The following is a 24,889-nucleotide window of genomic DNA, read 5'->3' as shown; positions in this document are numbered from 1 at the left end:
GCGCAGAAAACGGCCGCCTGGACGCAACATCCAGGCGGGCGGGGCAGGGAAGAGGCTCAGCCGGGCTGAGGTTCCGGCTACATGTCCTGCATGGCGCGCAGCACCCGCGTCATGTGCTCGTCCAGGTCCACGCCAAGTTCCCGCGCGCCCTGCTCGACCTCCTCCCGGTTCACGCCCGCCGCGAACGCCCGGTTCTTGAAGCGCTTCTTCAGGCTGCTCAGTTCCACCAGCCGCACGTCTTTATCCGGGCGGACGAGTGCGGCGGCCTGCACCAGCCCGGTCAGCTCATCCACCGCGAACAGCGTCCGCGACAGCCGCGACTCGCGGGGCGTCCCGGTGTACGCCGCGTGCCCCATGATCGCGTCCAGCACGGCAGGTGGCGTGTCCGTGGTCTCCCGCAGGAACGCCACGCCCCAGGTCGGGTGCTCGTCCGGGTGCAGCTCGTAATCGAAGTCATGCAGCAGGCCCGCCACCGCGTACAGCTCCTCGTCCTCGCCCCAGTGGCGGGCGTAGGCGCGCATCGCGGCCTCCACGTTCAGCATGTGCCGCTGCAACGACACGCTCGACGTGTGCGCCACCATCAGTTCGTACGCCTGATCCCGGTTCATGCCGCAGTCTAGAGGGTTGGAGGGTCCAAGAGTCTAAAGGTCCAAGAGTCTGAGAGTCGCACTGCCTTGGACCTTCAGACTGTTAGACCCTCGACCCTCGTATCCCCGCTTCAGCCGCCCAGGTAGCGGGTCCACTGGGGTTGCCAGTGGGCGAACTGCCCGTGGGCGTACACGCCGAAGGTGGGCGCGCGGGGGCGGGTGCGCAGGGGCATGGCGGCTTCCTCGGGGGTGCGGTTGCCCTTGCGCTGGTTGCAGGCGCGGCACGCGGTGACGACGTTCTCCCAGGTGTGCCGCCCGCCGCGCGAGCGAGGCAGCACGTGGTCCATGGTGAGTTCCTCCGGCGAGCCGCAGTACTGGCAGGTGAAGGTGTCGCGGCGCAGCACGTTGCGGCGGTTGAACGGGATGGGGTGCACGCGGGGGCGGCGGACGTAGCGGCGCAGGCGGATCACGCTGGGGACCGGCATGACCGTGCTGGGCGAGCGGACGACGTCGTCGCTGTCTTCCAGGATTTCCGCCACGCCGTACTGCACGAGCGTGATGGCCCGCTTGGCGCTGGTGACGTGCAGCGGCTCGTAGGACGCGTTCAGCACCAGCACCCGCGGCGCGTTCAGGTCAGCGGCGACCCGAGGTCTTCGGTTGGTGTCCGGCACGTCCTTTCTGGAAGTCATGCCCGGATTCTAAGCCGCGCCTGCCAGGGGATTGTTGCGCTGACACGCTTAGTTCACCCCGGGCGTCGGGTGCGGCGAATGGCGTAGCGCCCTGATCGGGGCTCAGGCCAGTCCGGCGGCGCGCAGCAGGCCGGTGCCGGTCTTCAGGCCGCCGCGCAGCAGTTCCAGCACGCCGTCCGCGACGTACTGCACCGCCAGCGCGCCCAGCAGCACGCCCAGCACGCGCGTGACCACGTGCACGCCGGTCAGGCCGATCACGCGCGCGATCTGCCCGGACAGGCGCAGCGCGAGGTAGCACAGCAGCAGGACCACGCCCGTCACGAGGAACACGGCGGTCAGCAGCAGCGGCGAGCCGTGCGCGTCCCCCGCGAGGATCATGATGCTCGCCAGCGTCCCCGGCCCCGCGATCAGGGGAATCGCCAGCGGAAAGACGCTGATGTCCTGCCGTTCCTGCGCCTCCTGTTCCTCCTCGGCGGTTTCCTTGCTGCCGCTGGGGCGGGCGAACACCATGTCCAGCGCGATCAGGAACAGCAGGATGCCGCCCGCGATCCGGAAAGCACTCAGGCTGATGCCCAGGTGATCAAGCAGGCCGCGCCCGAACAGGCCGAACAGCAGGATGATGATCCCCGCGACCAGACTGGCGCGCACCGCCATGCGCCGCCGCTCGAAGCTGGGGCGGTTCCCGGCCAGCCCGATGAAGATCGGCGCCAGCCCGATCGGGTCCATGACCACGAGCATGGTCAGGAACGTCTGGAGGGCCAAGCTGGAGAGTTCCGCCACATTCACCGTCCGAGCGTACCACCCGCCCCCGGCGGCGCACGTCCCCCGGGTGGACGGTCAGCGCCCGCCGGGAGGGCCGCCGCTCAGGGCTGGCGGGGACGGACGTTCAGTTCCAGCGTGCCACTGGCCGGGATGCGCTTCCCGCCCTGCGTGATCACGGCGTTCACGCCCGCCGTGTACGAGTTCACGGGCGTGTTCGGCAGGACCCGCACCGTCACCGTGAAGTCCTCGCCCGCGTGGACCTGCGTGCGGGCCACCGTCACGACCACGCCGGGCGTGCTGGCCGCGCCGCTCACCGTGAACAGCCCCGGGTGCGTCTGGCGGGTGTAGCCGCCCACGCGGGCCGTCAGGGTCCGCTCGGTGCCCGCCGCGAGCGCCAGCGCGCTGATGCTCTCGCCCCGCTGCCCGTTCACCACCTCGGAGATCACCACGTACCCCCCGGCGCAGCCGGTGCGGCGCAGCCCGCCGATGTCCTGCGCGCCCACGAACAGCGCGGGCATCAGGGACGCCACGACCAGCCCCAGGCCAAGTGCCGCCCGGGCGGGCTGCCGCCAGTGCCGCGCCGTGAATGCCAGCCCACCCGGGCCCAGCAGCAGCGGGACCAGCAGCGCCACGATCGTGTGCCCCTCGCAGGGGTTCGTGAGCAGCGCGCCGCCCACGCCCCGCACCGCGAACGTCAGCGCCGCGCCCAGCGCCCAGCCCAGCAGGAACGTCGGCAGGAACGAACGGGCGGTATACACCGGGAATTCCGCAGCGTCAGGCTGCGCGGGGGATTGGGGGGGCGGCACGGTCACCCGCGCAGCGTACCGCCCCCGGCCCAGGCAAGGCGTCCCGCCCCCAGGGAAACCCCCTCCACCCGCGCGGCAGGGGAGGGGGTCTGAACGGAAACCGTCAGTTCTGCGTCTGGCAGTTCGGGCACACGCCCATGAATTCCAGACGCACGTCCGTCACCTGGAACCCGGCAGGCAGCGCCGAGGCGGGCACGGCCGGCACGTCCCCGGCATCCACGTCGAAGATCGCGCCGCAGGTGCGGCACACGGCGTGGTGATGTGCGTCCCCCTCGTGCTTGTAGTCGTAACGGGTGGCCTGCCCGGCGCGTTCCAGCGTCACGACCACCCCGTCACGCACCAGGGCGTCCAGCGTGCGGTACACGGTCCCCAGGCTCACGCTGGGCAGCTGCTCGCGCACCTGCGCGTGAATCCACGCGGCGTCCGGGTGGGACCGGGCCGCGCGCAGCACGTCGATCACCGCTGCCCGCTGCTTGGTCTGGCGCACCATCGTCATGCCCGCAGTCTAGCAAACGCCCCCTGACGCGCCGATGACGGGCGTGACAAAGGGGTTGTGGGGAGTGGGCAGTGGGTTGTGGGCTGGGTGGTGTCGGTCGGAAGCGGTTCTCTGGAGGCGGGCCTGGCCACCCGTCGGCGTGCCGGGTGAGGCAGCCGACCCACTTCCCACACCCCACTCCCCACTGCCCCCCTCGTCCCGTCATGCGGGTCGCCTGCTTGAACCGGGTTCATTGCTTTCGTTCAGGCGGGCGCGTACAACACTGAACGACCATGCCCGAGCGCCTCCTGCCCCTCCTGACCACGCGGCCCCAGACCGGGGACGCGCTGGGCGCGCGACTGGGCGTGAACCGCGTGACGGTCAACACCCTGGCCCGCCGCCTGCAGGAGGACGGGGTGCCGGTGCAGGTCAGCCGCGCCGGGTACGCCCTGCACCCCGACGCCCCCGCGCCCGCGCAGGTCACGCCGACCGGGCTGATGGGCGCCGCGCACCGCTACCACGGCACCGTGACGAGCACCCAGGACGCCCTGCGCGCCTGGGCGGACGAGACCCAGGACCCCGCCCCGCACGGCGCGGTCCTGACCGCCGAGCGGCAGACGGCCGGGCGCGGGCGGCGCGGGCGCGCCTGGGACACCACGCACGGCACGCTGGTGTTCAGCGTCCTGCTGCGCCACGGACCCGGCGGCGGCCCGCTGAGCCTCCCGCATCTGGCGCTGCTGCCCCTCGCGGCGGGGGTCGCGCTGGCCCGCGCGGCGGGCGTGGGCGGCCTGAAGTGGCCGAACGACCTGCTCGCCCCGGACCGCCGCAAACTGGCGGGCGTCCTGCTGGAAGCCGACCTGCGCGGCGAGGAGGCCCGCCGGGCGGTGCTGGGCATCGGCGTGAACGTCAGCGCCGCGCCGGAGGGGGCCGCGCACCTGCGCGAGTTCCGCCCCGACCTGACCCGCGCGCAGCTCCTGACGGACCTGCTGCGGGAACTGCACATCTGGCTGGACGCCCCGCCGCACGAGGTGCTGCGCGCGTGGCGCGAGGCCAGCGTCACGCTCGGGCAGCCCGTGCGCGTGCAGACCCCGCAGGGCCTCGTGGACGGCACCGCCCTCGACCTCGACCCCAGCGGCAGCCTGATCGTGCAGACGCCCGCCGGACCCCTCACCGTCGGCGCGGGCGACGTGCAGCTCATCGGCACCCTCACCTGACGCCCCCACCCCACACCGGAGGACACCACCATGACCCTGACCCACCCCACCCTCGCCCGCCAGCTCGCCCCCACCCCCAGCCTCCTGCGCGACGTGCTGCTCGTCGTGGGCGGCGCCGCGTTCGTCGCCGTCCTCGCGCAGGCCGAGGTGCCCCTGAAGCCCGTCCCGCTGACCCTCCAGACGCTCGGCGTGCTGCTCGTCGGCGCGGCCCTGGGCTGGAAACGCGCGCTGGCGGCGCTGGCCGTGTACGTCGCCGCCGGGGCCGCCGGACTGCCCGTCCTGGCAGGCGGGTCCGCCGGACTGATGAACGCCGCCGGGACCGGCATGCGCGCCAGCGTCGGCTACCTGTTCAGCTACCCTCTGGCCGCCGCCCTGGTCGGGTTCCTCGTGGAACGCTACGCGCTGGACCGCAAGTTCCTCGGCACCTGCCTCGCCATGCTCGCGGGCAGCGTCGTCATCTACGCCGTGGGCCTCCCGGTGCTGGGCGCCCTGACCGGCCTGAAGGGCGGGGCACTCCTGACCGCCGGCCTGACCCCCTTCATCATCGGGGACACCATCAAACTGCTGCTGGCCGCGCTGCTGCTCCCCACCGCCTGGACATTCATCCGCAAATAAACCGCAGTCCGGACACGGCCCCCACCTTCACCCGGGTGGGGGCCGTCACCATGCCGCGCGGCGGCGCGTGGCGTGTCTCCCGTGCGGAGACCCGTGAGGCTGGCGTGCCTCCACTGTGCCGGGCGCGCGGCTGGGTGGGCATCCGCCGAAAGTGGCATCCGCGCGTAGGCCGGGCGGCGTACGCTGGGGCCATGCGAAGGAGAACAGTGGTGGTGTGGGCAACCCTGCTGGGCGGCGTGGTGGGGGCGCAGGCGGACACGCCGGTGCTGCGCGGCACGCTGCCCGACTGGGAGGGCGGGGCAGGTTCCGTGGGGGTGCTGCTGCCCTTCCCCGGCGGGGACGACCGCCGCATCCAGGCGGCGCGCGGGACGCTCGGCGCGGCGGGGGACCTGACTCTGCCGCTGCCCACCCCGGAGCGGCTGGCAGGCGCCCTGGTGCCGCTCGTGGAGTGGCTGAACCTGGACCCGCTGGGCTGCGTGACCCGCAGCGGGAAGATCACGCTGGGCGACCCGGCGGCGCAGGTGTTCCCGCTGAACGAACTGCGCGTGGCCGCGGCCGGGCGGACGTTCCCCAGCGTGGGCAGCATCGTGGGTGAGGACCTGTGGCAAACCGCGACGACCCTGAATGCCGAGGTGGACCTGCTGGACGGCCAGCCGGACATGGACGGCCGCCTGCGGTTCCAGCGGGTGGTGTTCAGCCCGGCGGACGTGACGGTCAGCGGCGAGACCCGCTGCGTGCCGGAGCAGGCCATGCCCGAGCGGCTGACCGTGGACCTGCCCCTGAAAGCCGGGTGGAACGTCGTGCAGGAGGACGTGGACTACACCGGCGAGGACGCCACGCGCGCCCTGACCCTCGCCCCGGCGGACACCGTGACCGTCTGGCAGGCCCGTTGACGAGAAAGGGGAGACCCGCAGGCCTCCCCCTCCATCACCCATCAACGTTCAACCTTATTCCGCGACGGTGGGCACGGCGGCCAGCGGGTCGCGGCCTTCCTTGATGGCGCCGAGGACGCGGGTGCGGATCTCGGCTTCCATCTCGGGGCGCTCGGCGATGTACGCGATGGCCTTTTCCTTGCCCTGGCCGATGCGTTCGTCGTTGTAGGAGTAGAACGACCCGGCCTTCTTGATGATTTCCATGTCGCTGGCGAGCGTCACGAGGTCGCTGAGCTGGTCGAAGCCCTTGCCGTACATCAGGGTCAGTTCGACTTCCTTGAAGGGCGGCGCGACCTTGTTCTTCACGGTCTTGACCTTCACGGTGTTGCCGATGGCGTCGTTGCCCATCTTGACGGGCTGGCCGATCTTGCGGACGTCCAGGCGGACGCTGGCGTAGAACTTCAGGGCGCGGCCGCCGGTGGTGGTTTCCGGGTTGCCGTACATCACGCCGATCTTCTCGCGGACCTGGTTGATGAAGATGGCGGCGGTGCCGGTCTTGCTGAGGATCGCGGTGAGTTTGCGCAGCGCCTGGCTCATCAGGCGGGCCTGCAGGCCGGGGAGGCTGTCGCCCATCTCGCCCTCGATTTCCGCGCGGGGCGTCAGGGCGGCCACGGAGTCCACGACGACGACGTCCACGGCGCCGCTGCGCACGAGGAGTTCCATGATCTCCAGCGCCTGCTCGCCGTTGTCCGGCTGCGAGACGAGCAGTTCGTCGGTGTTCACGCCGAGCGCGCGGGCGTACACGGGGTCCAGGGCGTGCTCGGCGTCGATGAACGCGCAGGTGCCGCCGGCCTTCTGTGCCTGCGCGACGATGGCCAGCGCCAGGGTGGTCTTGCCGCCGGATTCCGGGCCGTAGATCTCGGTGATGCGGCCCTTGGGCACGCCGCCCACGCCCAGCGCGAGGTCCAGGCTGAGGCTGCCGGTGCTGACGGCCTGCACGTCGAGTTTGCTCTCGGCACCGAGTTTCATGATCGAGCCCTTGCCGAACGCCTTCTCGATCTGACTCATGGCGGTCTCGATGGCCTTGGCGCGTTCCTTGGCGTCGGTGGGGGCGGTGATGTCTTTTTCTTTGCTCATGGCGTCTCCTGGATAGCCTCGTCCGGGGCCGGTTCGGTCGCGGGGGCGGGGGTGGCGGGGGTGCCGCGCAGGCGGAAGGTGCTGACGGTTTCGTGAATGGGGCCGGTCTTGCGCAGGATGCTGCGGTGCAGCCCGGCGCTGCCGGCCGTCCAGTGTTCGGGGAAGAGGATCGGGGGGACGCGCGGCGCCGGGCCTTTCTTGCGGGCCAGCGTGACGTGCGCCTTGAAGGGGAGGTCGTCGGTGCTCAGGCCGAGCGCCTGGATTTCTGCGCGCAGCGCGGCGGCCAGTTCGTTCAGGCCCTCGGCCTCGACCTTCACGAACCACACGCGGGGGCTGCCCTCGTTCGGGAAGTACCCGGTGCCGCGCAGCTTCAGGTCCAGCGGCGCGGCGTCCGTGAAGAGGCGCGTGCCGAGTTTCTTCAGGTCGTCCACCCGCCCCAGCGGCACGGCCGGGAGGTACGCCAGCGTGACGTGCATCTGCTCGGCGGGCACTGAGCGCCAGTTGCCGCGCAGTTTCCCCTGCGCCGCGACGAGTGCGGGCGTGACGTCCGCCGGGACGGGCAGCGCGAAGAAGAGGCGCTGCGTGGTGGGCGTGTGGGTGTCGGGCGCGCCGCGTCCCTTCCCGGCCGCTTTCGGGCCGGGTCTGCCGCCAGCTTTGGGTCCGGGCTTGTTGCCGGGCTGGCTGGTGGGACGGGCAGGTCGTTTCGGGCGGGGGTCGGTCATGCGGTCCATCCTGGCAGGGTGCGGGCCGCGAGGGCCAGCGCCGCTGCCGCGGCCCGCTCGCGCAGCTGCGCCGGATCGCCCGGCCAGTTCAGGCCCGCTGCGGCCACCCGCGCGCCGTCACTCAGGGCGACGTGCGCCCGCCCGGCCCCCTCGCCACTGGTGCAGACGACCACCGCGAGGCCCAGGTCGGCCCCCAGGTGCTCGCGCGCGCCGTCGGCCAGTTCGCGTGCGCCCGCCTCGCTGACCAGTCCGTCCCCCTGCAACGTCACGGGCGTCAGGCCCAGCGTGATCAGGCGGCGGTGATCCTGCGTGACCGCCGCGTCCAGAAAGCCCGGCTGGTCGGCCAGCAGGGTGCACAGCACGCCCGCGCTGCCCGCCTCAATCACGCCCAGGGTCCGCCCGGCCAGCGCGGCCTGCACGGTGCCCGCCAGGGTCTGGTCGTCCTCGCCCCAGGTCCACTCGCGCAGCACGCCGCGCACCTCGTCCAGCACGGGGGCCAGCCGCGCGCGGGCCTCATCGGAGGTGAGAGCGCTGGCCGCCACGCGGACGTCCACGCCGGTCAGGCGGGCGTACGTGGCGACGCTGGGGTTCGCCTGCCGGGTCAGGTGCCCCAGCCGCTCGGCGATCAGGCTCTCGCCGATGCCGTGCGTGTGCACGGTGACGTGCTCCAGCGCCGTCGTGGGCAGCGGCAGGCGCGGCACCACCTGCTCGGCCCACATGCGCCGCATCTCGCGGGGCGGGCCGGGCAGCGCCGCGATCAGTTTCGGCTGCCCGGCGCGGGTGGTGCGGACGAACCAGCCGGGCGCGGTGCCGACCGGGTTGGGCAGCGCCTCGGCGGACGGGATCAGCCACGCCTGCTTGCTGTTCGTGTCGGGCATGGCCCGGCCGCGCGCCTCGAACAGGCCGCGCAGGTGGGTCAGCTGCGCCTCGTCCACCTGCGGCGTCTCGTTCAGCGCGGCGGCGATGGCCTCGCGGGTCAGGTCGTCGTCGGTGGGGCCCAGGCCGCCGCCCAGGATGAGCAGGTCGGCGCGGTCCAGTGCCCGTTCGATGGCCGCCTGAAGTCGACCGAGGTTGTCCCCGACGACGGATTTATGGTGCAGCGTCAGGCCGCGCGCGCCCAGTTCACGGGCGAGGAACGCGGCGTTGCTGTCGACGATCTCGCCGAACAGCAACTCGGTGCCGACACTGATGATTTCTGCTATGGGCATAACAACCTCACCGAAGTATAGGCCAAAGCGAAACTCGCGTCCACCCCCGCCCACCCCGGCACACCCACCCCCGCCGCCCCCCTGACCCCAGTCAGGAAGCCGGGTTCAGGCCGCCATCTTCCGGCACAGCTCCGCGCAGCGGCGGCAGGCCTCCGCGCAGCGCTGGCAGTGGTCGTGGTGGTGCTGGCCGCACTCGGCCGCGCAGGCCTCGCACGCCGAAGCGCACAGCGCGCACGCCCGCGCGTGCAGGTCGCTGCCCCGCATCAGCAGCCGCGCCGTCAACGCGCACACGTCCGCGCAGTCCCGGTCCAGGCGGACGCACGCCCGCATCATGTCGAGATCCGGCTCGGCCAGACACGCCGTGGCACACGCCTCGCAGGCCGCCACGCAGTCAAGACACGCGTCGATGCAATCCCGGATCATGGCTTCAGTCATGCCCCACCGTCGCACCCCCGTCCCAGCCGGGGATGGGAGCCGGATTCAGAGCCCCTTCACGCCAGCGGCAACTCGAAACACAGGCTGTCCTCCACGCCCACGTACACCCCGAAGTTCGGGACGCGCCGGAACCCCGCCCGCACGTACAACGCTATGGCGGCGTGCTGCCGGTCGCCGGTCTCCAGCACCAGCCGCGCGTACCCGTGCGCCCGACCCCGCGCGACCAGGGCGTCCAGCAGCGCCCGCGCCGCCCCCGAACCGCGCGCGTCCGGCGTGACGTACATGCGCTTCACCTCTGCCGAGGCCGCGTCCCAGCGTTTCAGAGCGCCGCACCCCACCAGCGTCCCGTCCTCCCGGGCAGCCGCCAGCAATACGCACCCCGCACCGCTCAGCGACTGCGGATCGAACGCCTCGGTGACCTCGGTGGTATCCACGTACAGCTCACGCAGTTCCGCCTGCTGCGCGTCCATCAAAGCCAGCACGCGCGGGTCGGCGGGACTGGCCTTCACGATCCGGACCGTTTGGGTGGTCATGCCCGCCAGTGCAGCACGCGCTGCGCTACGTGGCAAGGGCAAATAGGGGAGTGGGCAGTGGGTTGTGGGGAGTGGGGGGTCTTGACGTGGGCTGGGGCGTCGCGCACACGCTGTTGACCATCACCCATCACCCATCACCCATCACCCATCACCCATCACCCATCACCCATCACCCGCTGACCAGTTCCGCCTCCCATTTGCTTTCGGGCGTGCGGTCGTCGCGGGTCTGTCCGGCCTGACTGGCGTGCTGGGTGAACCGCGACAGGGTCCAGCGGTGGGGGCCGGCGCGCAGGGTGTACGTGCCGTGCTCGCCGGGTCCGGTGACGCGGCGGCCGCTGTCGCGGTACGTGACCTCCACCGCCTCCCCGACTGGGAGCGCTTCCAGTGTGGACGTGAGCACTGCTCCGTGAAAGGACCGCTGCGGATCCGTGGCCTCCCCCTGCCACGCCCCACTGAGGCACACCACCACGTTTCCGGCCGCGCTGTTGTTCGTCATGCCTCATCAGGACACGTCCGCCCGCGCGTGGGGTGAGGGCCGCCCCACCCCCCCTTCATGAGATGGCCGCCGGGTCAGCACGGGTCATACGGATTCCGTTTGTTTCGCTGACAATCCGGAACTTCACCGGATTGCCAGCTCCACGTCCGGAACCCGCTTTGCTCCTTCTCGCATCCGCTCGGGTTGAAAGTTTTTGCAAACCTTTCAACCGGAGTCCGTATCAGGTCAGGAACAGCCGGTACGCCGGATTCGCCGTGACCTCGGTCGCCGGGTACCCCACCCCCGCCAGGAACGCCGCGAACTCCGGCGCGTCCCCGGGCGGCACCTGCACGCCCGCCAGCACCCGACCGTGCGCCGACCCGTGATTCCGGTAATGGAACAGGCTGATGTTCCAGCGCCCATGCAGGTGCGTCAGGAACTCCAGCAGCGCCCCCGGCCGCTCCGGGAACGTGAACGAGTACACCCGCTCGTCCGTCGCCTCCGGCGCGCGGCCCCCCACCATGTGCCGCACGTGCACCTTGGCCAGCTCGTCGTCCGTCAGGTCCAGCACCGCGTACCCACGCGACACCAGCTCGCCCCGCAACTCCGCCCGCTGCCCCGGCGCCGCCAGCTGCACCCCCACGAAGATCTGCGCCTGCGCACGCGGCGCGAAGCGGTAATTGAACTCCGTGATGGCCCGCGCGCCTACCACCTCGATGAACTCCCGGAACGCGCCGGGTCGCTCCGGGATGGTCACCGCGAAGATCGCCTCGCGCCGCTCCCCGATCTCCGCCCGCTCCGCCACGTGCCGCAGCCGGTCGAAATTCACGTTCGCGCCGCAGGTCAGGGCCACCAGCGTCTCGCCCTGCACGCCCCGCTCCTGCACGAGCCGCTTCAGGCCCGCCACCGCCAGCGCCCCCGCCGGTTCCATCACCGCGCGCGTATCGTCGAACACGTCCTTGATCGCCGCGCACACCTCGTCCGTGTTCACCCGCACCCAGTCGTCCACGTACCGGCGCGTCAGGTCGAACGTGAACGCCCCCACCTGCTTCACCGCCACGCCATCCACGAAGATCCCCACCGACTCCAGCCGCACCCGCTCCCCGGCCTGCACCGACTGGAACATCGCGTCACTGTCCTCCGGCTCCACCCCCACCACCCGGATGTCCGGCCGCAGGGCCTTGAGCACCCCCGCCACCCCCGCGATCAACCCGCCGCCCCCCACCGGCACGAACACCGTCAGCGGCCCGTCCACCTCCACCTGCCGCAGGACCTCCAGCGCCACCGTCCCCTGACCCGCCAGCACCAGCGGATCATCGTACGGATGCACGAACGTCAGCCCCAACTCCCGCTGCAACTCGAATGCACGCGCCTCCGCGTCACTGAAGCTGTCCCCGAACAGCACCACCTCCGCCCCCCGCGCCCGGCACGCCCCCACCTTGATCTCCGGCGTCGTCGCGGGCATCACGATCACCGCCCGCACCCCCAACCGCTCCGCCGCGAACGCCACCCCCTGCGCGTGATTCCCCGCCGACGCACAGATCACCCCCCGAGAGCGCTCCTCCGCCGTCAGCTGCGCCATCTTGTTGTACGCCCCCCGCAACTTGAACGAGAAGATCGGCTGCTGATCCTCCCGCTTCAGCAGCACCCGGTTCCCCACCCGGGCACTCAGACGCGGCGTCTCACTCACCGGCGTCTCCACCGCCGCCCCGTACACCTTGCTCGTCAGCGCCAACCGCAACACGTCCATCGCGTCCAGCTCACCCGGCTTGAAGTCCCGAACCTGCGTCACACCCGATCACCCCTCTGTCTGAATCTGAAAAGAAAACCCCCCACCGGACGGCGGGGGACGATTGGCAGCGCGCAGGCCGTCAGGCGTTCACCCCTGACCAACCCGTAATTCGCGCGGCGCTCATAACGGACAGCTTAGGGGCGGCGGGCTGGGCGTGACGGGGAAGGGGTAGACAAGGGAGGTGCTGGGGCGGCCCCACCCCCCAGCCCCCTACCCCAGGGGGGCAGGGGGAGCGGCGTTGCACTGGGCAAGAGTTTTTACTCCTGCGGCGTGTTCGTGGTGGGCGGTGACGGGTCCGGCCTCGACGCCATCCTGCCGCCCCCTCGCAGGCCCGCGCGCTGCGCGCACGACGGCCGGTGGCAATCGGCGGTGGCGGGCAGGGTGGATGGTGCGGGCCGCTGATCGACTGTTTTGGCTTCGGCAGAAGCGTGGGGTGGGGCTCCCCTTGAGGGGAGCTGTCAGCGCAGCTGACTGAGGGGTTCCCTGCGCAGCAGCTGAGTCCCGCTGCGCAGCAGCCTCCCTTCCCACTCCCCACAACCCACAACCCACTCCCTACTGCCCCCTTCCCCCCGCGATCTGCCGCGCCAGTGCGTCTGCGGTCCAGAGGCCGAGGGTGTCGGCGTGGGGGCCGCCGAGGAGGAGGTGGGTGTGGTCGTCGAGGCGCTGGTGGGTGGGTGGGGCGTCGGGGTGGCCGTGGAGGAGGGCGAGCCAGGCGCCGGGGATGTCGGCGAGGCTGCGGCCGAGGTGCAGGTCGCTGGTGGCGAGGGCGGGGAGGGCGTCCATGAGGCCCACGAGGTCTTCGAGGGTTTCGCGGCGCAGGCCGGTGGGCACGCCGGTCAGGTGTCCACCCTGGGGGGTGTACCCGTGCGGGTCGCGGTGGTGGATGGTGGGGATCAGGGTGTACGCGCCGTGCTGGGGCCGCAGGGTGAGGCCGCAGGCGTGCAGGACGGGCGCGTCCTCGGTGCTGGGCGTGGCGAGGTGCGGGGTCTGCCGGTATGCGCGGGCGTGGCGGGTGTGGACGCCCAGGTGGTGTTCGGCCTGCGTGGGGGCGTGCGCGCCGGTGGCGAGGACGATCAGGGGCGCGTGGAGGGTGTGCGTCTCGTGCGTGACGATCTGATGGGTGTTCGTGACGGTCAGGCGGTCCAGTGTGACGCGCCCGCCGGGGTGGGGGGTGGCGCGGGTGTTCAGGAGGAGGTCGGTGCCGCGCCGGATGGCGCTCTGTGCGGCGGTCTGCGCGAGGGTACCGGGCCGGTAGGTGTGCGCCTCGTGCGCCGTGGCGTGCGGGAGGACGCCGGGGTCGAGCAGCGCGAGGCTGTGCGGGTGCGTGGCGAGCAGGTCGCGGGTGGGCCCGCTGCCGGGGGTGGGCCCGTCATGCAGGGTCAGGTACGGGCGGGCCTGGAGGTCGTCGCCCAGCAGGTCGCGCAGCCGCTCCAGCGTCCAGTGGGCGGCGTCGTGCTGCGCGGCGGGCAGGTGGGCGGTCGTCCAGATGCCCGGGGCGAGGATGGTCGCGCCGTCCTCGTTCGGCAGGCCGCCCTCCTCGATCAGCAGGGTCTTCAGGTGCGGGGCGCGTTCGGTCAGGGCCAGGGCCAGGGCGCTGCCCATGCGGCCCGCGCCGAGGATCAGCACGTCGTAGGCGGGCTGCGGGTCGCTGCCGGGCGTGAAGGGCTGGCCGACGTGGGCCCACACGCGGCCAGGGGTGGGGGTGGTCATGCGGGCATGATCGCCCGTTCTCACGCGCCTGTCAGGCGGGCGGGGGTGGGCGTGCGTATACTCGATCTTGATCATGCGTTCATTTCTGCGTGTTGGCGCTGCGGTGTGCGGCGGGCTGCTGCTGGGCTCTGGCGCGTCGGCGCTGAATGTGCGGGTGCTGGTGGCTTCGGCGCCGCAGATGACCGTGCGGGTCGCGGCGCCCGCCCCGGCGCCAGGCGCCCTGAACGTGCCGGGCGCGCCAGGGGCGGCGCCGCTGCCGGTGCAGGCGTGGACGGTGGGTGTCAGCGGCGCGCAATTGACCCTGAACGGCCAGCCGACCGGGAACGCCAGCCTGTACCTGCCGCCCAGCGCAGGGAGCGTCGTGGAGATCGCCGGGAAGGCGTACCGGGGCGGCGTGCAGCTGCGCGCCGAGGCGGGCGGCGTGCAGGGCATCAACGTCGTGGACCTGGAGGACTACCTGCGGGGCGTCGTCCCGGCCGAGATGCCCGCGTCGTGGCCGTCGGCGGCGGTGCAGGCGCAGGCGGTCATCGCGCGGACGTACGTCACGGCGCGCATCAACCCCGCCACGCCGTACGACACCTGCGCCACCGAGACCTGTCAGGTATATGGCGGGATCGCCGCGGAGAAGCCCCTGGCGGACGCCGCGATCGCCGCGACGCGCGCGCAGGTCGTGGCGTTCGGCGGGAAGGCGGCCAGCACGTATTTCAGCAGTGACAGCGGGGGTTTCACGGCGTCCAGCGGGGAGGTCTGGGGCAAGGACCTGCCGTACCTGGTGGCCAAGGCCGATCCGTTCTCGGCGGGCAGTCCGCGCGCCCGCTGGCAGCTCGAAGTCCCCCTGAGCCGCGTGCAGCAGGCGGCCGGGAACGCCGGGGTGCGCGTCGGTGCCCTGCGGGGCGTGACCGTCACGCGGGTCAGCGAGTCGGGTCGCCCGCTGGAGATCACGTTCGTGGGCGCCTCGGGCAGCGGGAAACTGACCGGGGCCAGCGCCGGGGGTTTCGTGCGGGCGCTGGGCGCGTCCGGCACGCGCGTGACCCTCGCGGGCCTGAACCCGCTGGTGCTGTCGGGCAGCGGCAGCGGGCACGGGGTGGGCCTCTCGCAGTACGGGGCGCTGGGTCTGGCGAACGCTGGGTACAGCCACCTGCACGTCCTGGGCTTCTACTACCCCGGCACGCAGCTGGCGACCCTGACCGGCGACGCGGGCCCCACCCGCCCGGCGCTGAGCGTGCAGGCGGCGCTGCCGGTGCCGTCCCTGGCGCAGGTCTGGGCCGCCGCGCAGCCGGACGGGTCGGGACAGTGAGTCGCGCTGCCCGCCGCCGGGGCGCGCGGGTCCGCGCGGCGCTGCTCGCGCTGGGCCTGCTGGCGCTGGGCGGCGCGCAGGCCCGCACGGTGAAGATCGTCTCGGCCGACACGCTGGAACTGCGGCAGGTGGACGGCCAGGAACTCGTGATCATCAGCGGCGAGAACGTCGAACTGCGCGTCGACGACGACGTGGTCCGGGCCAAGCGGGTGGAGTTCAACCGCACGCGCCGCACCCTGACCCTGATCGGCGCCGCCTCGTACCGCAGCGCCAGGGACGGCGAGGACCTGCGGGGCGAGAACCTCGTCGTGGAACTCGGCAGGGAGCAGGTTAGCGGCGAGGACGTCCTGATCAGCGACGCCCGCCTGGAAATCCGTGGGCAGGAGGTGGACCGCATTCCAGGCCAGCTGCGCGCCACCGGCGGGTACTTCACGACCTGCGCCCGCTGCGGCCGCACGCCCAACGATTACGCGTTCCGCGCCGAGCGGCTGATCGTGTACCCTGGCGACCGGCTGGTCGCGTACAACGCGCAGCTGCTGCTGGCCGACATTCCCGTGCTGTTCCTGCCGGTGCTCGTGCTGCCCCTGAACGACAGGGACCGCCAGCCGCGCCTGGAGGTCGGCCGGGACACCGTGGACGGACTGACCGTCCTGGCCGACCTGCCGTTCAGCGTCGCCGGGAACACGCTGGGCACCACCCGGCTGCGCTACTACCAGAACCGCACGCCCAGCGTCGGCGCGGGCGTGACGCTGCGCTCGTACGCGCCGCTGCCGTTCGTGGACCGCGTGGACCTGGACCTGCTGGCCGAACCGCGCCCGGTGGGGCAGACCGGGCGGGACGTGAACCTGACCTTCGGCGTGAAGGGCCGCGTGCCACTGACGCTGGCGGTGCGGGACCTGGACTACAGCCTGAACGTGACCCGGCGCGACATCGGCCGGGGTGCCACCGACCCGCAGCGCGGCCTGACGGACGTGCAGTTCCGGGCCAGCGTGGAGTACCCGCTGTTCACGGCGGCGCTGGACTACGTGGACCGCTTCGGCCCGGCGCCCACCACCGCGCTGAGCACGCCCCTGAAACGGCCCGAGGTGACGGTGGACCCCAAACCGTACACGAACGGCCCGCTCAGCGCGGACGTGAAGGTCACGGCCGGGAATTACACCGGGCAGAGCAACCCCCGCTCGCCCAGTGCGACCGCGCAGGGCGTGAACATCACCACCAGCCGCCTGGAGGAAAATCACAGCCTCGCGTACACCGTGAAACCCTGGCGGGACGCGGACCTGAGCCTGAGCAACACCTTCACCGGGCGGTACTACGGCACCGGGGCGCGCACCGTGCAGCTGGACGTGACGGGCACCCTCACGCAGCGCTGGGCGGGCTCGAACACCGTCAGCGTGAGCGCGAAGTACCTGCGGACCGAGGGCACCAGCCCCTTCGCGTTCGACGCGCTCTCGGGCCGCCTGCTGTCCGCGCCGGTCAGCCTGAACCTCTCCACCGTGCCGGTCAGGGACGTGAGTTTCGGTGTGTCGTACTCCCGGGACCTGTTCCTGAGGAGCGAGCAGCAGGGCAACGCCACCTTCAGCCTGGGCGTGAACCGCCGGCCCCTGAGCCTGAGCGCCAGCGCGCAGGTCAACCCGGACAAACGCACGCTGGAGGACGTGACCTTCAACGCCACCCTGGCCGACCCGGACAGCGGCAAGGTGACCGTCACGCCCGCGCAGCCCGCCACGGCGACCACCCCGGCCCGTCCGGCCACCACGACCCGCACGAGCGCGTGGCCCGCCCCGAACCTCAGCCTCAGCGCGTCGGGCGGGTACTCGCTGGCGACCGGCCCCAGGTCGCTGACCGTCACGGCCGCCATGACCGGTGACGTGCGCAGCAACCTCTTCAGCGTGGCCGTCACCCACAACGTCCGCACACCGGAGATCACGGCCGTGACGGTGCGCTACAACCTGACCCGCACGCAGGACACCGTCCTGAACGCCCTGAGCGTCAGCGGTGACGAGACCCTGAACCCGGTCACGGGGCAGCTCAGCGGCAGCCTGACCGCCCTGTGGCGCGGCCAGTACCAGTTCAGGACGTCCCACAGCCTGCTGCTGCAACGCCCGGACACCGCCACCAGCAGCGGCACCCTGGACTTCAGCGTCGGCACGGTCAGCGGCAGCCGCGACTCCTGGACCGTCAAGTACGGCGGCGCGTACGACCTGCGCCGCGGCGGCTTCACCGCGCCGCAGCTGAGTGGAGAACTGACCCGCACCCGCAGCGGCCAGAGCCTCGCCGTGACCGCCGTGATGAACACCCCCGGCCTGGACCAGAAACGCACCGAACTGACCCGCGTGCAACTGAGCGGCGCCGCGCAGTTCGGCAGCCGCTTCTGGGTGTCGGGCAGCGCCCTGTACACCCGCACGCGCAGCGGTACGTACCCGGACGACGTCGCCACCGACACCCTGCAACTCAACCCGCTGCGCGTGAACCTGGGCCTGAGCCGCGCGGGCGAGCGCCCCGGCGCGTACCTGACCGGCAGCCTGTCGCAGAGTTTCACCTGGGTGGACGGCGTGCGCCAGACGCCGAGCCCGCTGACGCCCGTGTTCGGGCTGACCATCGACCGCTGCTGCTGGGCGCTGCAGGCCGAGGCGGACCTCGTGAACCGCCGCTACCGCATCGCGGTGGGCCTGCCCGGCCAGACCGGGTACCCGCTGTTCGAGCTGACCCCCAGCGGCGCGAGCGTGCCCCTGATCTCCACGCCCTGACCCGTCCCGTCCTGCCTGACTCCACGGAGGTGCCCCCCATGCGCCGACTCCTGCTCCTGCCCGCCCTGACCGCTGCCCTCCTGACCGCCTGCACCGGCACCGAGGAAGTCACGTACGCCGTGCAGCTGAACGTCCTGACCGACACGGACGCCTCGGGCCGCGCCACTGGGCTGCGCGCCCTGAACACCGACGGCGGCGCCGTGAACACCGTGACCGTTGCGGGCGGCGTGCAGGTGCTCCCCACCAGCAGCACGCGGCGCGTCATCACCGTCCGCACCGACGCCGCCGAGACCCGCGCGCCCGACGGCAGCGACCCGCAGCCGTTCGCGGACCCCGGCTTCACGCCCTGCTACACCCGCGCCGCGCAGGACGCCGCCCGCACCCGGCTGCTGCTGCTCAGCGAGTGCAGCGGCGTGCAGCGCGCCGCGCTGTTCGACAGCGCCAGCCGCACGCTGGTCTGGTCGGCGCTGCTCCCCACCTACCTGCCGCCCGTCACCACGACCGACACGCCCCCCACCCGGCTGGCCGTGCAGGGCGACGTGGGCCTGATCACCCGCGCCCGCCTGAACGGCGGCAGCGAGGTCATCCGCGTGGCCGTCCCCACCACTGGCGGCAGCGCCGAGGCCAGCGTCCCCCTGGCCATCCCGGCCGTGTTCGACCTCGCGCCGTACGGCGGGCGCCTCCTGGCCGCCACCGCGACCGGCATCCAGGCGCTGAAGACCACCGGGGAACCCGACAGCGCCACGACCCTCGCCGCGTTCGGCGCGGTGCGCTACGACCGGCTGTGGACGGGCGGCGCCAGCGGCACGCTGCTCGCCGCGTGGCGCAGCGACGTCCTGGCCGGCACCGGCGACACCCCCCTGCGGCTGTGGGACGGCGCCGCCACGACCGCCGCGACGGTCGCGACCCTGTCCGGCATCCGCGACCTGACGCTCCCCAGCGACGGCAAGGCGTACGTGCTGGCCGGGTCTGGCCTGAACCGCTACGACGTCACGCTGGGCCTCTCGACCGGGAACTGGGCTCCCAGGACCCTGACCACCCTGACCGCGCCGCTGAGCATCGCCTGGACGGTCCCGACCACGACCCCCTGATACGGACTCCGGTTGAAAGGTTTGCAAAATCTTTCAACCCGAGCGGAGCGAGGAGGAGAGAAGCGGGTTCCGGGCGTGGAGTTGACAGATTGGTGGTCTTCCAATCTGTCAACGAAACAAACGGAATCCGTATGACCTCCCGCCGGGCCTCAGCGTCTTCTGGGCACGGCTATCTCCTCCGGCGGGTCGGTGACCGGCCCGGTGGGGACGGGCAGGCGCAGCGTGGCCTGCCGGGCGCGGGCGTGCGCGAAGGTCCAGGTGCGCGGGTCGCGCGTTTCTGCGTACCGGTCCCGCAGGGAGCGGGTCAGGGAGGAGGCCCCGATGCACTCCGGTACGCCGCTCGCGCCGGGGTTGGCGGCGCAGTCGGTCAGGACGTCCAGGTGCGCCGCGATGGCGGGCACGGCCCCCGCGCCCAGCTGGAGGAGTTCGCCCGCGTTCGCCCGCTGCGGCTCGGTGCGCTGCGCGTTCGTGACGCCCGACAGGTCCCGCGTGATGTTCACCCGCGCGATCAGCCCTGCCGGGTTCAGCGCGGTCGTGACGAGCAGCGTGCCCAGGCCCAGCAGCAGCGCCGGGTACGCGAAGCGGCTCGCCCGGTCCCGCCAGAGGGTCACGGCCAGCCACGCCAGGGTCAGCGTCACCCACGCCAGGAACGCGGCGCCCAGCACGCGCGTCTCGCTCAGGCCGTACGCCTGGGTGTACAGCACCCAGCGCTGCGCGGCGGACGCCAGGATCACCGTCAGCGGCAGCAGCACGGCGGCGTTCAGCGCGCGGAAGGCCGGGCGGCGGCGGGACTGCGGGGTGCTCAGGGCGTATGCGACGCGCAGCACGGCGGCGGTCAGCAGGGCGACGGTCATCAGCTGCCCGAAGCCCTCGCGGATGAACGCCGCGTACGTCTGCCCGCCCGGCAGCGCGCCGCCCAGCAGCAGCGGCAGCTGCCGCGCCGCGAACGCCGTGAACAGCAGCGCCAGCGCGCCCAGCGGCACGCCCGTCTCGATCAGGCCCAGCCGGCCCTCACGCGGAGCGGGCGGGAGGAGGCTGGGCCGCGCGGCCAGCAGCGCGCCGTACACCAGCCCGCCGGTCAGGATCAGCCAGCCGATCAGGTGCCCCAGGGTGCTGATGGACCGGTCAAAGTTCACGTCCAGGTTCAGCAGGGCGTCCAGCGCCCGCGCGAACGACGCGTCCGCCCCGGCCAGCAGCGGCGCGAACACCGCGAGCAGCGGCACGGTCAGCAGCGCGCCCACGCCCACCCGCCCCCAGGTGCGCGGCGCGTCGGAGGCGGGTTTCAGGTGCGCCCACGGGAAACGGTCGAGCAGCACGGCCAGCCCGTAGATGACGTGAATGCCGCTGCTCAGCGCCGCGCCCAGCCCGTCGAGCACGCCCGCCCGCGCCAGCCCCGGGAAGCGCAGCGCCGCCGAGCCCAGCCCCAGGCACAGCGTCAACGCCAGGGCGTTCAGGAAGCCCAGGTCGGGCGTGGGGTCCCACAGCGTGAACGTGACGCCGAACAGGGCCGCCAGGGTCAGCAGCGTCACCCCTTCACGGCTGGGGGGTGTGTCCTCGCGCCGCGCCCGCCACGTCACCACGCCCAGGTACAGCGCCGTCCACACCGCCAGATTCAGCCCGAACGCGCCGCCCGTCCCCTCGGTCAGCAGCAGCGCGGCCAGGGCCAGTCCGGCGGCGGTCAGCAGCGGCCACGCCAGCCTCGGCGCCGGGGAGGGGGATTGGGGGACATCGGCGGGCGCACCGGGGAGGGTCATGCCCGCACCGTACTCACCCTGCCCTCACGCGGCGTCCACCGGAGGGTCTACAGCGAAAGGAGGAGAAGCCCCCTCCTTCCAGTAGGGCCGGGGATTACCCGCCGCGGGCGAAGCGGCGTTCCAGCACGCGCTGCACGACCTCCAGCAGGCTGCTGACCGCCCAGTAGATCAGCGCCGCCGCCAGGTACGGCCCGAACGGCTCGAAGGTCCGCGCGATGACCAGCTGCGCGCTCTGGAGCAACTCCACGACCGTGATCACGCTGACCAGCGACGTGTCCTTCACCAGTCCGATCAGGGTGTTGCTCAGGCTGGGCAGTGCCACGCGCGCCGCCTGCGGCAGGATGATCAGCCGCATGGTCTGCGCCCCACTCAGGCCCAGGCTGGTCGCGGCCTCCCGCTGCCCCTTCGGGATGCTCAGGATCGCGGCGCGCATCGTCTCCGAGAGGTACGCGGCGGCGTTCAGCGTCAGGGCGATCACGCCGCCCGCCACGGGGTTCAGCGTGACCCCCAGGCTGGGCAGGCCGTAGTAGATGACGAAGATCTGCACGAGCAGCGGCGTGCCGCGCATGAACGACACGTACAGGCTGCTCAGGCCCCGCAGCCAGCCCAGGCGCGACAGCCGCGCCAGCGCCACCAGGAACCCCAGCGGGAGGCCCAGCACCATCGCGCCCAGCGCGAAGCCCAGCGTGACGGGCAGCGCACCCAGCAGGGTCGGCAGGGACGTCCAGGCGCTCTGGAGGACGAGTTGCAGCTGTTCGGTGTTCATGGGCCTCCCTGGCACGGCGCTGGGCCACGGGCGGTGGCGACCGCGTCCATGGCCCAGCGCTCACGACTCTGAGCTTAAGGCTTGCTGACGTCCTGACCGAACCACTTGCGGCTGATCTTCGCGTACGTGCCGTCGGCCTTGACTTGCAGCAGGGCCTTGTCCACGGCTGCTTTCAGGCTGGTATTGGTCTTCTTCATGGCGATCCCGACCGATTCGGGGTCACCGATGACGCCCGCGCCGCGCACCGGGAGGTTCTGGGATTTGATGAGGTACCCGACGAGCAGGCGGTCGTTGAACGCGGCGTCTAGGCGGCCCGCGGCGAGGTCCGCGAGGTACTCGGGCGCGCCGGGGTACGTGACGACGTTGATGCCGCCCGCGTCCCGCAGCTGCTTCTCGAAGTTGCTGCCCAGGCCCACGCCCACGCGTTTACCCTTCAGGTCCGCGAGGGTCTTGGGGGCGAAGCTGCCGGTCTTCTTGACGATGATCTGCGGGCTGGAGTACGCGTAGGGTTTGCTGAAGCCGATGGTCTTCTGGCGTTCAGCGGTGATGCCGACCTGGTTGACGATCACGTCGTACTTGTTGGCCTGGAGGCCGGCGAGGATGCCGCTCCACTCGGTCAGGACGAACTCGGCCTTCAGGCCCAGCTTGGAGGCGACGGCTTTGGCGATGTCCACGTCGAAGCCGGTGAGGTTGCCCGACGCGTCTTTGTACGTGAAGGGGGCGTAAGTGCCTTCCATGCCGATCTTCAGCACGCCCTTTTGCAGGGTGCTGGGGGCGGCAGCGTGGGCGCTGCCGAGGCCGAGGGTCAGGGTGAGCAGGGGCAGAATGACGTGTTTCATGGGACTCCTTGGTGGGCTGCCGGGGCAACCGGGTGGGTGGGGGAGGGGTGTGTGGAGGGCAGACCTCCGCACCGATTCCAATAAGATACAACTTCGGTCAACTACTAAATAGTGTCATGTCTACACTATCCGGCCAGTCTCACCTCACCCGCCCCCGGCATCACCGGGCGAAACCTCATGCGCGGGTACGGTTGCCCCGGCCCTCCCCCTCTACACTCGGCGCATGGCCTTTCCGGACATCCAGAGTTTCATGCGCCTCCTCGAGCAGCGCGGCGAACTGCTCCGCGTCACGACCCCGGTCAGCCGCGAGCTGGAAATCACCGAGATCGCCGACCGCATGGTCAAACAGGGCGGCCCGGCCCTGCTGTTCGAGAACGTGCTGGGCAGCGACTACCCGGTCGCCATCGGCCTGCTGGGCACCAAGGAGCGGGTGGCGCTGGCCCTCGGCGTGGACGACCTCGACGGACTGGCCGGGAAGGTCCGCACTCTCATCGACCTGTCCGGCGGCGGCAGCCGACTGGGCCTGCTGAGCAACGTCACGAAACTCCGCGATGCGATGAACCTCCCCCCGCGCCGAGTCCGCAACGCTCCCGTGCAGGAGGTCGTGTGGCGCGGGGACGAGGTGGACCTCTCGAAGATCCCGGTTCTGAAGTGCTGGCCCCTCGACGGCGGGCCGTTCGTCACGCTGCCCCTCGTCATCACGAAGGACCCGGAGACCGGCGAGCGCAACATGGGCATGTACCGCGTGCAGGTCATGAGCAAAAACAGCACCGGCATGCACTGGCAGCGGCACAAGACCGGCACCAAACACCTGGAGAAAGCCAAAAAGCTCGGGCAGAAGCTGGAGGTCGCGGTCGCCATCGGCGGCGACCCGGCGCTGATCTACGCCGCGACCGCGCCCCTGCCGCCCGTGCCGGGCCTGGACGAGTTCGCCCTGGCCGGGTACCTGCGCGGCCAGCGTTACCCCGTCGCCAGGGGCGTCACGGTGGATCTGGACGTGCCCGCCAACGCCGAATTCGTGCTGGAAGGCTACGTGGACCCCAGCGAGGACTGGGTGATGGAAGGACCGTTCGGGGATCACACCGGCTTCTATACCCTGCCGGACCTGTACCCACATTTCCACGTCACCGCCGTCACCATGCGCCGCAGTCCCGTGTACCCGGCGACCATCGTGGGCCGCCCCCCCATGGAGGACGCGTATCTGATCGAGGCGTCCGAACGGCTGTTCCTCCCCGCCGCGCAGCTCATCATCCCGGAGATCGTCGATTACCACATGCCGCCCGCCGGGGTCGCGCACAACCTCGTGTTCGTGAGCATCAAGAAGAGTTATCCGGGGCAGGCGTACAAGGTCGCCAACGGTCTGTTCGGCCTGGGCCAGATGATGTTCGCCAAGGTCATCGTCGTCCTCGACGAGGACGTGACCGTCACCGACTTCGACGCCGTCTGGCGCGAGGTCACGCAGAAGGCCGTGCCGGGCCGCGACACCCTCACCACGCGCGGCCCCATCGACGTGCTCGACCACTCCAGCCGCGGCTGGGGCTACGGCGGGAAACTCATCATCGACGCCACCACCAAACGCCCCGAGGAGGTCGGTAGCGCCGCCAGCAGCCGCCCCGATCAGGCCGGTGACACGCTCGCCCCGGAAGGCTTCACGCCCCGCGCCGCGCACGACCTGCCCACCTTCGACGGCGTCCTTGCCCAGCGACAGACCCCGGACGGCTACTGGCTGGTGGCGCTGCACAAGACCCGCGCCGGACAGGCCCGTGACCTCGCCGCCGCGTTCGCCGCGCACCCCGCCGCGCACGGCATCCGCCACCTCCTGATCTGCGACGACCTGACCGACGTGAACGACATTCAGGACGTCTGGTGGACCATCCTGAACAACATCGACGCCGAACGTGACGTCTGGGTGCAGGGAGAACTCCTCGCCTGGGACGGCGCGCAGAAACTCCCCGAGGAAGGCTTCGTCCGCGAGTGGCCGCCCAAGATCGTCATGGACAAGGACATCGTGGACCGCGTGGACCGCCTGTGGAACGTGTACGGCCTGCCGGAAACCCTGCGGTAGGGAACAGCGGAACAGAGAAGCAGCGGCCAGGATTGACGCTCTGGCCGCTGCTCTACCGTCGGAGGCTTTGAGTTACAGCCGCACCAGAGCCGGGGTCAGGTCCTCGATCCGCGCGGCGCCGCACAGGGCCATGGCGAGGCGGAATTCGTCCTCCAGCAGTTCCAGGGTGCGTTCCACGCCGCGCTGTCCTGCGGCGGCGAGGCCCCACAGGGCGGCGCGGCCGAGGAACACGGCGCGCGCGCCGAGGGCGACGGCTTTCAGGACGTCGGTGCCGCGTGTGACGCCGCCGTCGAGGTAG

At 71.7% G+C, this 24,889-nt stretch carries 24 protein-coding genes (1 of these 24 cut by a window edge); 7 read left to right on the top strand and 17 right to left on the bottom strand.

Going from position 1 to position 24,889, the window contains the following annotated elements:
* Positions 1–77 precede the first annotated feature (77 nt).
* The 5 genes from DEIGR_RS15430 to DEIGR_RS15410 all read right to left on the bottom strand — a co-directional run bounded on the left by DEIGR_RS15430 (position 78) and on the right by DEIGR_RS15410 (position 3,340).
* Entirely contained in the window at positions 78–608 is a 531-nt protein-coding gene (locus tag DEIGR_RS15430) for an HD domain-containing protein (protein ID WP_058978429.1), read from the bottom strand.
* Positions 609–718: 110 nt separating this feature from the next.
* Positions 719–1,276 carry an HNH endonuclease gene (locus tag DEIGR_RS15425; RefSeq protein WP_058978428.1) on the bottom strand — a complete coding sequence of 186 codons (558 nt, stop codon included), beginning with the start codon at positions 1,274–1,276 and terminating at the stop codon, positions 719–721.
* Between the two features lie 102 nt (positions 1,277–1,378).
* Positions 1,379–2,062 carry a MarC family protein gene (locus tag DEIGR_RS15420; RefSeq protein WP_083524087.1) on the bottom strand — a complete coding sequence of 228 codons (684 nt, stop codon included), beginning with the start codon at positions 2,060–2,062 and terminating at the stop codon, positions 1,379–1,381.
* A gap of 77 nt (positions 2,063–2,139) precedes the next feature.
* Positions 2,140–2,850 (bottom strand): hypothetical protein, encoded by a 711-nt coding sequence (locus tag DEIGR_RS15415; protein WP_236704771.1) that lies wholly within the window; start codon positions 2,848–2,850, stop codon positions 2,140–2,142.
* A 97-nt stretch (positions 2,851–2,947) separates the two neighbouring features.
* Positions 2,948–3,340, bottom strand: coding sequence for a Fur family transcriptional regulator (locus DEIGR_RS15410; RefSeq protein ID WP_058978427.1), 393 nt, complete (start codon positions 3,338–3,340; stop codon positions 2,948–2,950).
* A gap of 272 nt (positions 3,341–3,612) precedes the next feature.
* Here DEIGR_RS15410 and DEIGR_RS15405 point away from each other — a divergent pair, with 272 nt between their 5' ends.
* The 3 genes from DEIGR_RS15405 to DEIGR_RS15395 all read left to right on the top strand — a co-directional run bounded on the left by DEIGR_RS15405 (position 3,613) and on the right by DEIGR_RS15395 (position 6,041).
* Positions 3,613–4,533: a biotin--[acetyl-CoA-carboxylase] ligase gene (locus DEIGR_RS15405; RefSeq protein WP_058978426.1), complete on the top strand. Its 921-nt coding sequence runs from the start codon at positions 3,613–3,615 to the stop codon at positions 4,531–4,533.
* 30 nt (positions 4,534–4,563) lie between these two features.
* On the top strand, positions 4,564–5,148 hold the full coding sequence (locus DEIGR_RS15400; protein ID WP_058978425.1) for a biotin transporter BioY: 585 nt from the start codon (positions 4,564–4,566) through the stop codon (positions 5,146–5,148).
* A gap of 191 nt (positions 5,149–5,339) precedes the next feature.
* Positions 5,340–6,041 (top strand): hypothetical protein, encoded by a 702-nt coding sequence (locus DEIGR_RS15395; RefSeq protein WP_153013782.1) that lies wholly within the window; start codon positions 5,340–5,342, stop codon positions 6,039–6,041.
* 54 nt (positions 6,042–6,095) lie between these two features.
* On the opposite strand, the gene recA is transcribed toward DEIGR_RS15395, so the two are convergent.
* The 8 genes from recA to DEIGR_RS15355 all read right to left on the bottom strand — a co-directional run bounded on the left by recA (position 6,096) and on the right by DEIGR_RS15355 (position 14,032).
* Positions 6,096–7,157: a recombinase RecA gene (gene recA / locus DEIGR_RS15390; protein WP_058978423.1), complete on the bottom strand. Its 1,062-nt coding sequence runs from the start codon at positions 7,155–7,157 to the stop codon at positions 6,096–6,098.
* Complete coding sequence (gene thpR, locus DEIGR_RS15385) at positions 7,154–7,879, bottom strand: RNA 2',3'-cyclic phosphodiesterase (protein WP_058978823.1); 726 nt, start codon at positions 7,877–7,879, stop codon at positions 7,154–7,156. Before thpR ends, recA begins: the two co-directional genes overlap by 4 nt.
* On the bottom strand, positions 7,876–9,087 hold the full coding sequence (locus tag DEIGR_RS15380; protein WP_058978422.1) for a CinA family nicotinamide mononucleotide deamidase-related protein: 1,212 nt from the start codon (positions 9,085–9,087) through the stop codon (positions 7,876–7,878). The genes thpR and DEIGR_RS15380 overlap by 4 nt, the downstream gene beginning before the upstream one ends.
* A gap of 105 nt (positions 9,088–9,192) precedes the next feature.
* Entirely contained in the window at positions 9,193–9,522 is a 330-nt protein-coding gene (locus tag DEIGR_RS15375) for a four-helix bundle copper-binding protein (protein ID WP_058978421.1), read from the bottom strand.
* A 56-nt stretch (positions 9,523–9,578) separates the two neighbouring features.
* A complete protein-coding gene (locus tag DEIGR_RS15370) occupies positions 9,579–10,055 on the bottom strand; it encodes a GNAT family N-acetyltransferase (protein WP_236704770.1) in 477 nt (158 codons plus the stop codon).
* A gap of 169 nt (positions 10,056–10,224) precedes the next feature.
* The gene (locus DEIGR_RS15365) at positions 10,225–10,551 is read right to left on the bottom strand and encodes a hypothetical protein (protein WP_058978420.1); all 327 of its coding nucleotides are present in this window, start codon (positions 10,549–10,551) and stop codon (positions 10,225–10,227) included.
* 220 nt (positions 10,552–10,771) lie between these two features.
* Positions 10,772–12,280 carry a threonine ammonia-lyase, biosynthetic gene (ilvA, locus tag DEIGR_RS15360; protein WP_058978819.1) on the bottom strand — a complete coding sequence of 503 codons (1,509 nt, stop codon included), beginning with the start codon at positions 12,278–12,280 and terminating at the stop codon, positions 10,772–10,774.
* Between the two features lie 594 nt (positions 12,281–12,874).
* On the bottom strand, positions 12,875–14,032 hold the full coding sequence (locus DEIGR_RS15355) for an FAD-dependent oxidoreductase (RefSeq protein WP_058978419.1): 1,158 nt from the start codon (positions 14,030–14,032) through the stop codon (positions 12,875–12,877).
* A 73-nt stretch (positions 14,033–14,105) separates the two neighbouring features.
* Between DEIGR_RS15355 and DEIGR_RS15350 the strand changes: the two genes are divergently transcribed.
* Genes DEIGR_RS15350 through DEIGR_RS15340 form a run of 3 tightly spaced genes read left to right on the top strand, consistent with a single transcriptional unit; the run spans position 14,106 to position 19,167 of the window.
* Complete coding sequence (locus tag DEIGR_RS15350) at positions 14,106–15,329, top strand: SpoIID/LytB domain-containing protein (protein WP_058978418.1); 1,224 nt, start codon at positions 14,106–14,108, stop codon at positions 15,327–15,329.
* Positions 15,326–18,076, top strand: coding sequence for an LPS-assembly protein LptD (locus tag DEIGR_RS15345; RefSeq protein WP_058978417.1), 2,751 nt, complete (start codon positions 15,326–15,328; stop codon positions 18,074–18,076). Before DEIGR_RS15350 ends, DEIGR_RS15345 begins: the two co-directional genes overlap by 4 nt.
* Before the next feature lie 38 nt (positions 18,077–18,114).
* On the top strand, positions 18,115–19,167 hold the full coding sequence (locus DEIGR_RS15340) for a hypothetical protein (RefSeq protein WP_058978416.1): 1,053 nt from the start codon (positions 18,115–18,117) through the stop codon (positions 19,165–19,167).
* A gap of 149 nt (positions 19,168–19,316) precedes the next feature.
* Here the strand turns inward: DEIGR_RS15340 and DEIGR_RS15335 are convergent, their stop codons facing one another.
* From DEIGR_RS15335 to DEIGR_RS15325, 3 genes are all read right to left on the bottom strand, one after another.
* Complete coding sequence (locus tag DEIGR_RS15335; RefSeq protein ID WP_058978415.1) at positions 19,317–20,921, bottom strand: DUF4153 domain-containing protein; 1,605 nt, start codon at positions 20,919–20,921, stop codon at positions 19,317–19,319.
* 94 nt (positions 20,922–21,015) lie between these two features.
* A complete protein-coding gene (locus DEIGR_RS15330) occupies positions 21,016–21,687 on the bottom strand; it encodes an amino acid ABC transporter permease (protein ID WP_058978414.1) in 672 nt (223 codons plus the stop codon).
* A 74-nt stretch (positions 21,688–21,761) separates the two neighbouring features.
* Positions 21,762–22,526, bottom strand: a complete 765-nt coding sequence (locus DEIGR_RS15325) for a transporter substrate-binding domain-containing protein (protein WP_058978413.1) — start codon at positions 22,524–22,526, stop codon at positions 21,762–21,764.
* 223 nt (positions 22,527–22,749) lie between these two features.
* Between DEIGR_RS15325 and DEIGR_RS15320 the strand changes: the two genes are divergently transcribed.
* Positions 22,750–24,591, top strand: a complete 1,842-nt coding sequence (locus DEIGR_RS15320) for a menaquinone biosynthesis decarboxylase (protein ID WP_058978412.1) — start codon at positions 22,750–22,752, stop codon at positions 24,589–24,591.
* A gap of 72 nt (positions 24,592–24,663) precedes the next feature.
* On the opposite strand, the gene DEIGR_RS15315 is transcribed toward DEIGR_RS15320, so the two are convergent.
* Positions 24,664–24,889: the end of an alpha-hydroxy acid oxidase gene (locus DEIGR_RS15315; protein ID WP_058978411.1), read on the bottom strand. The gene runs 884 nt beyond the window's last position; the window shows 226 of its 1,110 coding nt (coding positions 885–1,110); its start codon lies beyond the right edge, outside the window; its stop codon occupies positions 24,664–24,666.

It is taken from the genome of Deinococcus grandis, from assembly GCF_001485435.1.
Taxonomy (GTDB): Bacteria; Deinococcota; Deinococci; order Deinococcales; family Deinococcaceae; genus Deinococcus; species Deinococcus grandis.
This window is presented reverse-complemented; position numbering and strand designations above follow the sequence as displayed.

What these genes read in the sequence shown, in the direction of transcription:
- DEIGR_RS15430 (WP_058978429.1), bottom strand. Translation starts at nt 608, where the DNA reads ATGAACCGGGATCAGGCGTACGAACTGATGGTGGCGCACACGTCGAGC.
- DEIGR_RS15425 (WP_058978428.1), bottom strand. Translation starts at nt 1,276, where the DNA reads ATGACTTCCAGAAAGGACGTGCCGGACACCAACCGAAGACCTCGGGTC.
- DEIGR_RS15410 (WP_058978427.1), bottom strand. Translation starts at nt 3,340, where the DNA reads ATGACGATGGTGCGCCAGACCAAGCAGCGGGCAGCGGTGATCGACGTG.
- DEIGR_RS15405 (WP_058978426.1), top strand. Translation starts at nt 3,613, where the DNA reads ATGCCCGAGCGCCTCCTGCCCCTCCTGACCACGCGGCCCCAGACCGGG.
- DEIGR_RS15400 (WP_058978425.1), top strand. Translation starts at nt 4,564, where the DNA reads ATGACCCTGACCCACCCCACCCTCGCCCGCCAGCTCGCCCCCACCCCC.
- DEIGR_RS15395 (WP_153013782.1), top strand. Translation starts at nt 5,340, where the DNA reads ATGCGAAGGAGAACAGTGGTGGTGTGGGCAACCCTGCTGGGCGGCGTG.
- recA (WP_058978423.1), bottom strand. Translation starts at nt 7,157, where the DNA reads ATGAGCAAAGAAAAAGACATCACCGCCCCCACCGACGCCAAGGAACGC.
- thpR (WP_058978823.1), bottom strand. Translation starts at nt 7,879, where the DNA reads ATGACCGACCCCCGCCCGAAACGACCTGCCCGTCCCACCAGCCAGCCC.
- DEIGR_RS15380 (WP_058978422.1), bottom strand. Translation starts at nt 9,087, where the DNA reads ATGCCCATAGCAGAAATCATCAGTGTCGGCACCGAGTTGCTGTTCGGC.
- DEIGR_RS15375 (WP_058978421.1), bottom strand. Translation starts at nt 9,522, where the DNA reads ATGACTGAAGCCATGATCCGGGATTGCATCGACGCGTGTCTTGACTGC.
- DEIGR_RS15370 (WP_236704770.1), bottom strand. Translation starts at nt 10,055, where the DNA reads ATGACCACCCAAACGGTCCGGATCGTGAAGGCCAGTCCCGCCGACCCG.
- DEIGR_RS15365 (WP_058978420.1), bottom strand. Translation starts at nt 10,551, where the DNA reads ATGACGAACAACAGCGCGGCCGGAAACGTGGTGGTGTGCCTCAGTGGG.
- ilvA (WP_058978819.1), bottom strand. Translation starts at nt 12,280, where the DNA reads ATGGACGTGTTGCGGTTGGCGCTGACGAGCAAGGTGTACGGGGCGGCG.
- DEIGR_RS15355 (WP_058978419.1), bottom strand. Translation starts at nt 14,032, where the DNA reads ATGACCACCCCCACCCCTGGCCGCGTGTGGGCCCACGTCGGCCAGCCC.
- DEIGR_RS15350 (WP_058978418.1), top strand. Translation starts at nt 14,106, where the DNA reads ATGCGTTCATTTCTGCGTGTTGGCGCTGCGGTGTGCGGCGGGCTGCTG.
- DEIGR_RS15340 (WP_058978416.1), top strand. Translation starts at nt 18,115, where the DNA reads ATGCGCCGACTCCTGCTCCTGCCCGCCCTGACCGCTGCCCTCCTGACC.
- DEIGR_RS15335 (WP_058978415.1), bottom strand. Translation starts at nt 20,921, where the DNA reads ATGACCCTCCCCGGTGCGCCCGCCGATGTCCCCCAATCCCCCTCCCCG.
- DEIGR_RS15330 (WP_058978414.1), bottom strand. Translation starts at nt 21,687, where the DNA reads ATGAACACCGAACAGCTGCAACTCGTCCTCCAGAGCGCCTGGACGTCC.
- DEIGR_RS15325 (WP_058978413.1), bottom strand. Translation starts at nt 22,526, where the DNA reads ATGAAACACGTCATTCTGCCCCTGCTCACCCTGACCCTCGGCCTCGGC.
- DEIGR_RS15320 (WP_058978412.1), top strand. Translation starts at nt 22,750, where the DNA reads ATGGCCTTTCCGGACATCCAGAGTTTCATGCGCCTCCTCGAGCAGCGC.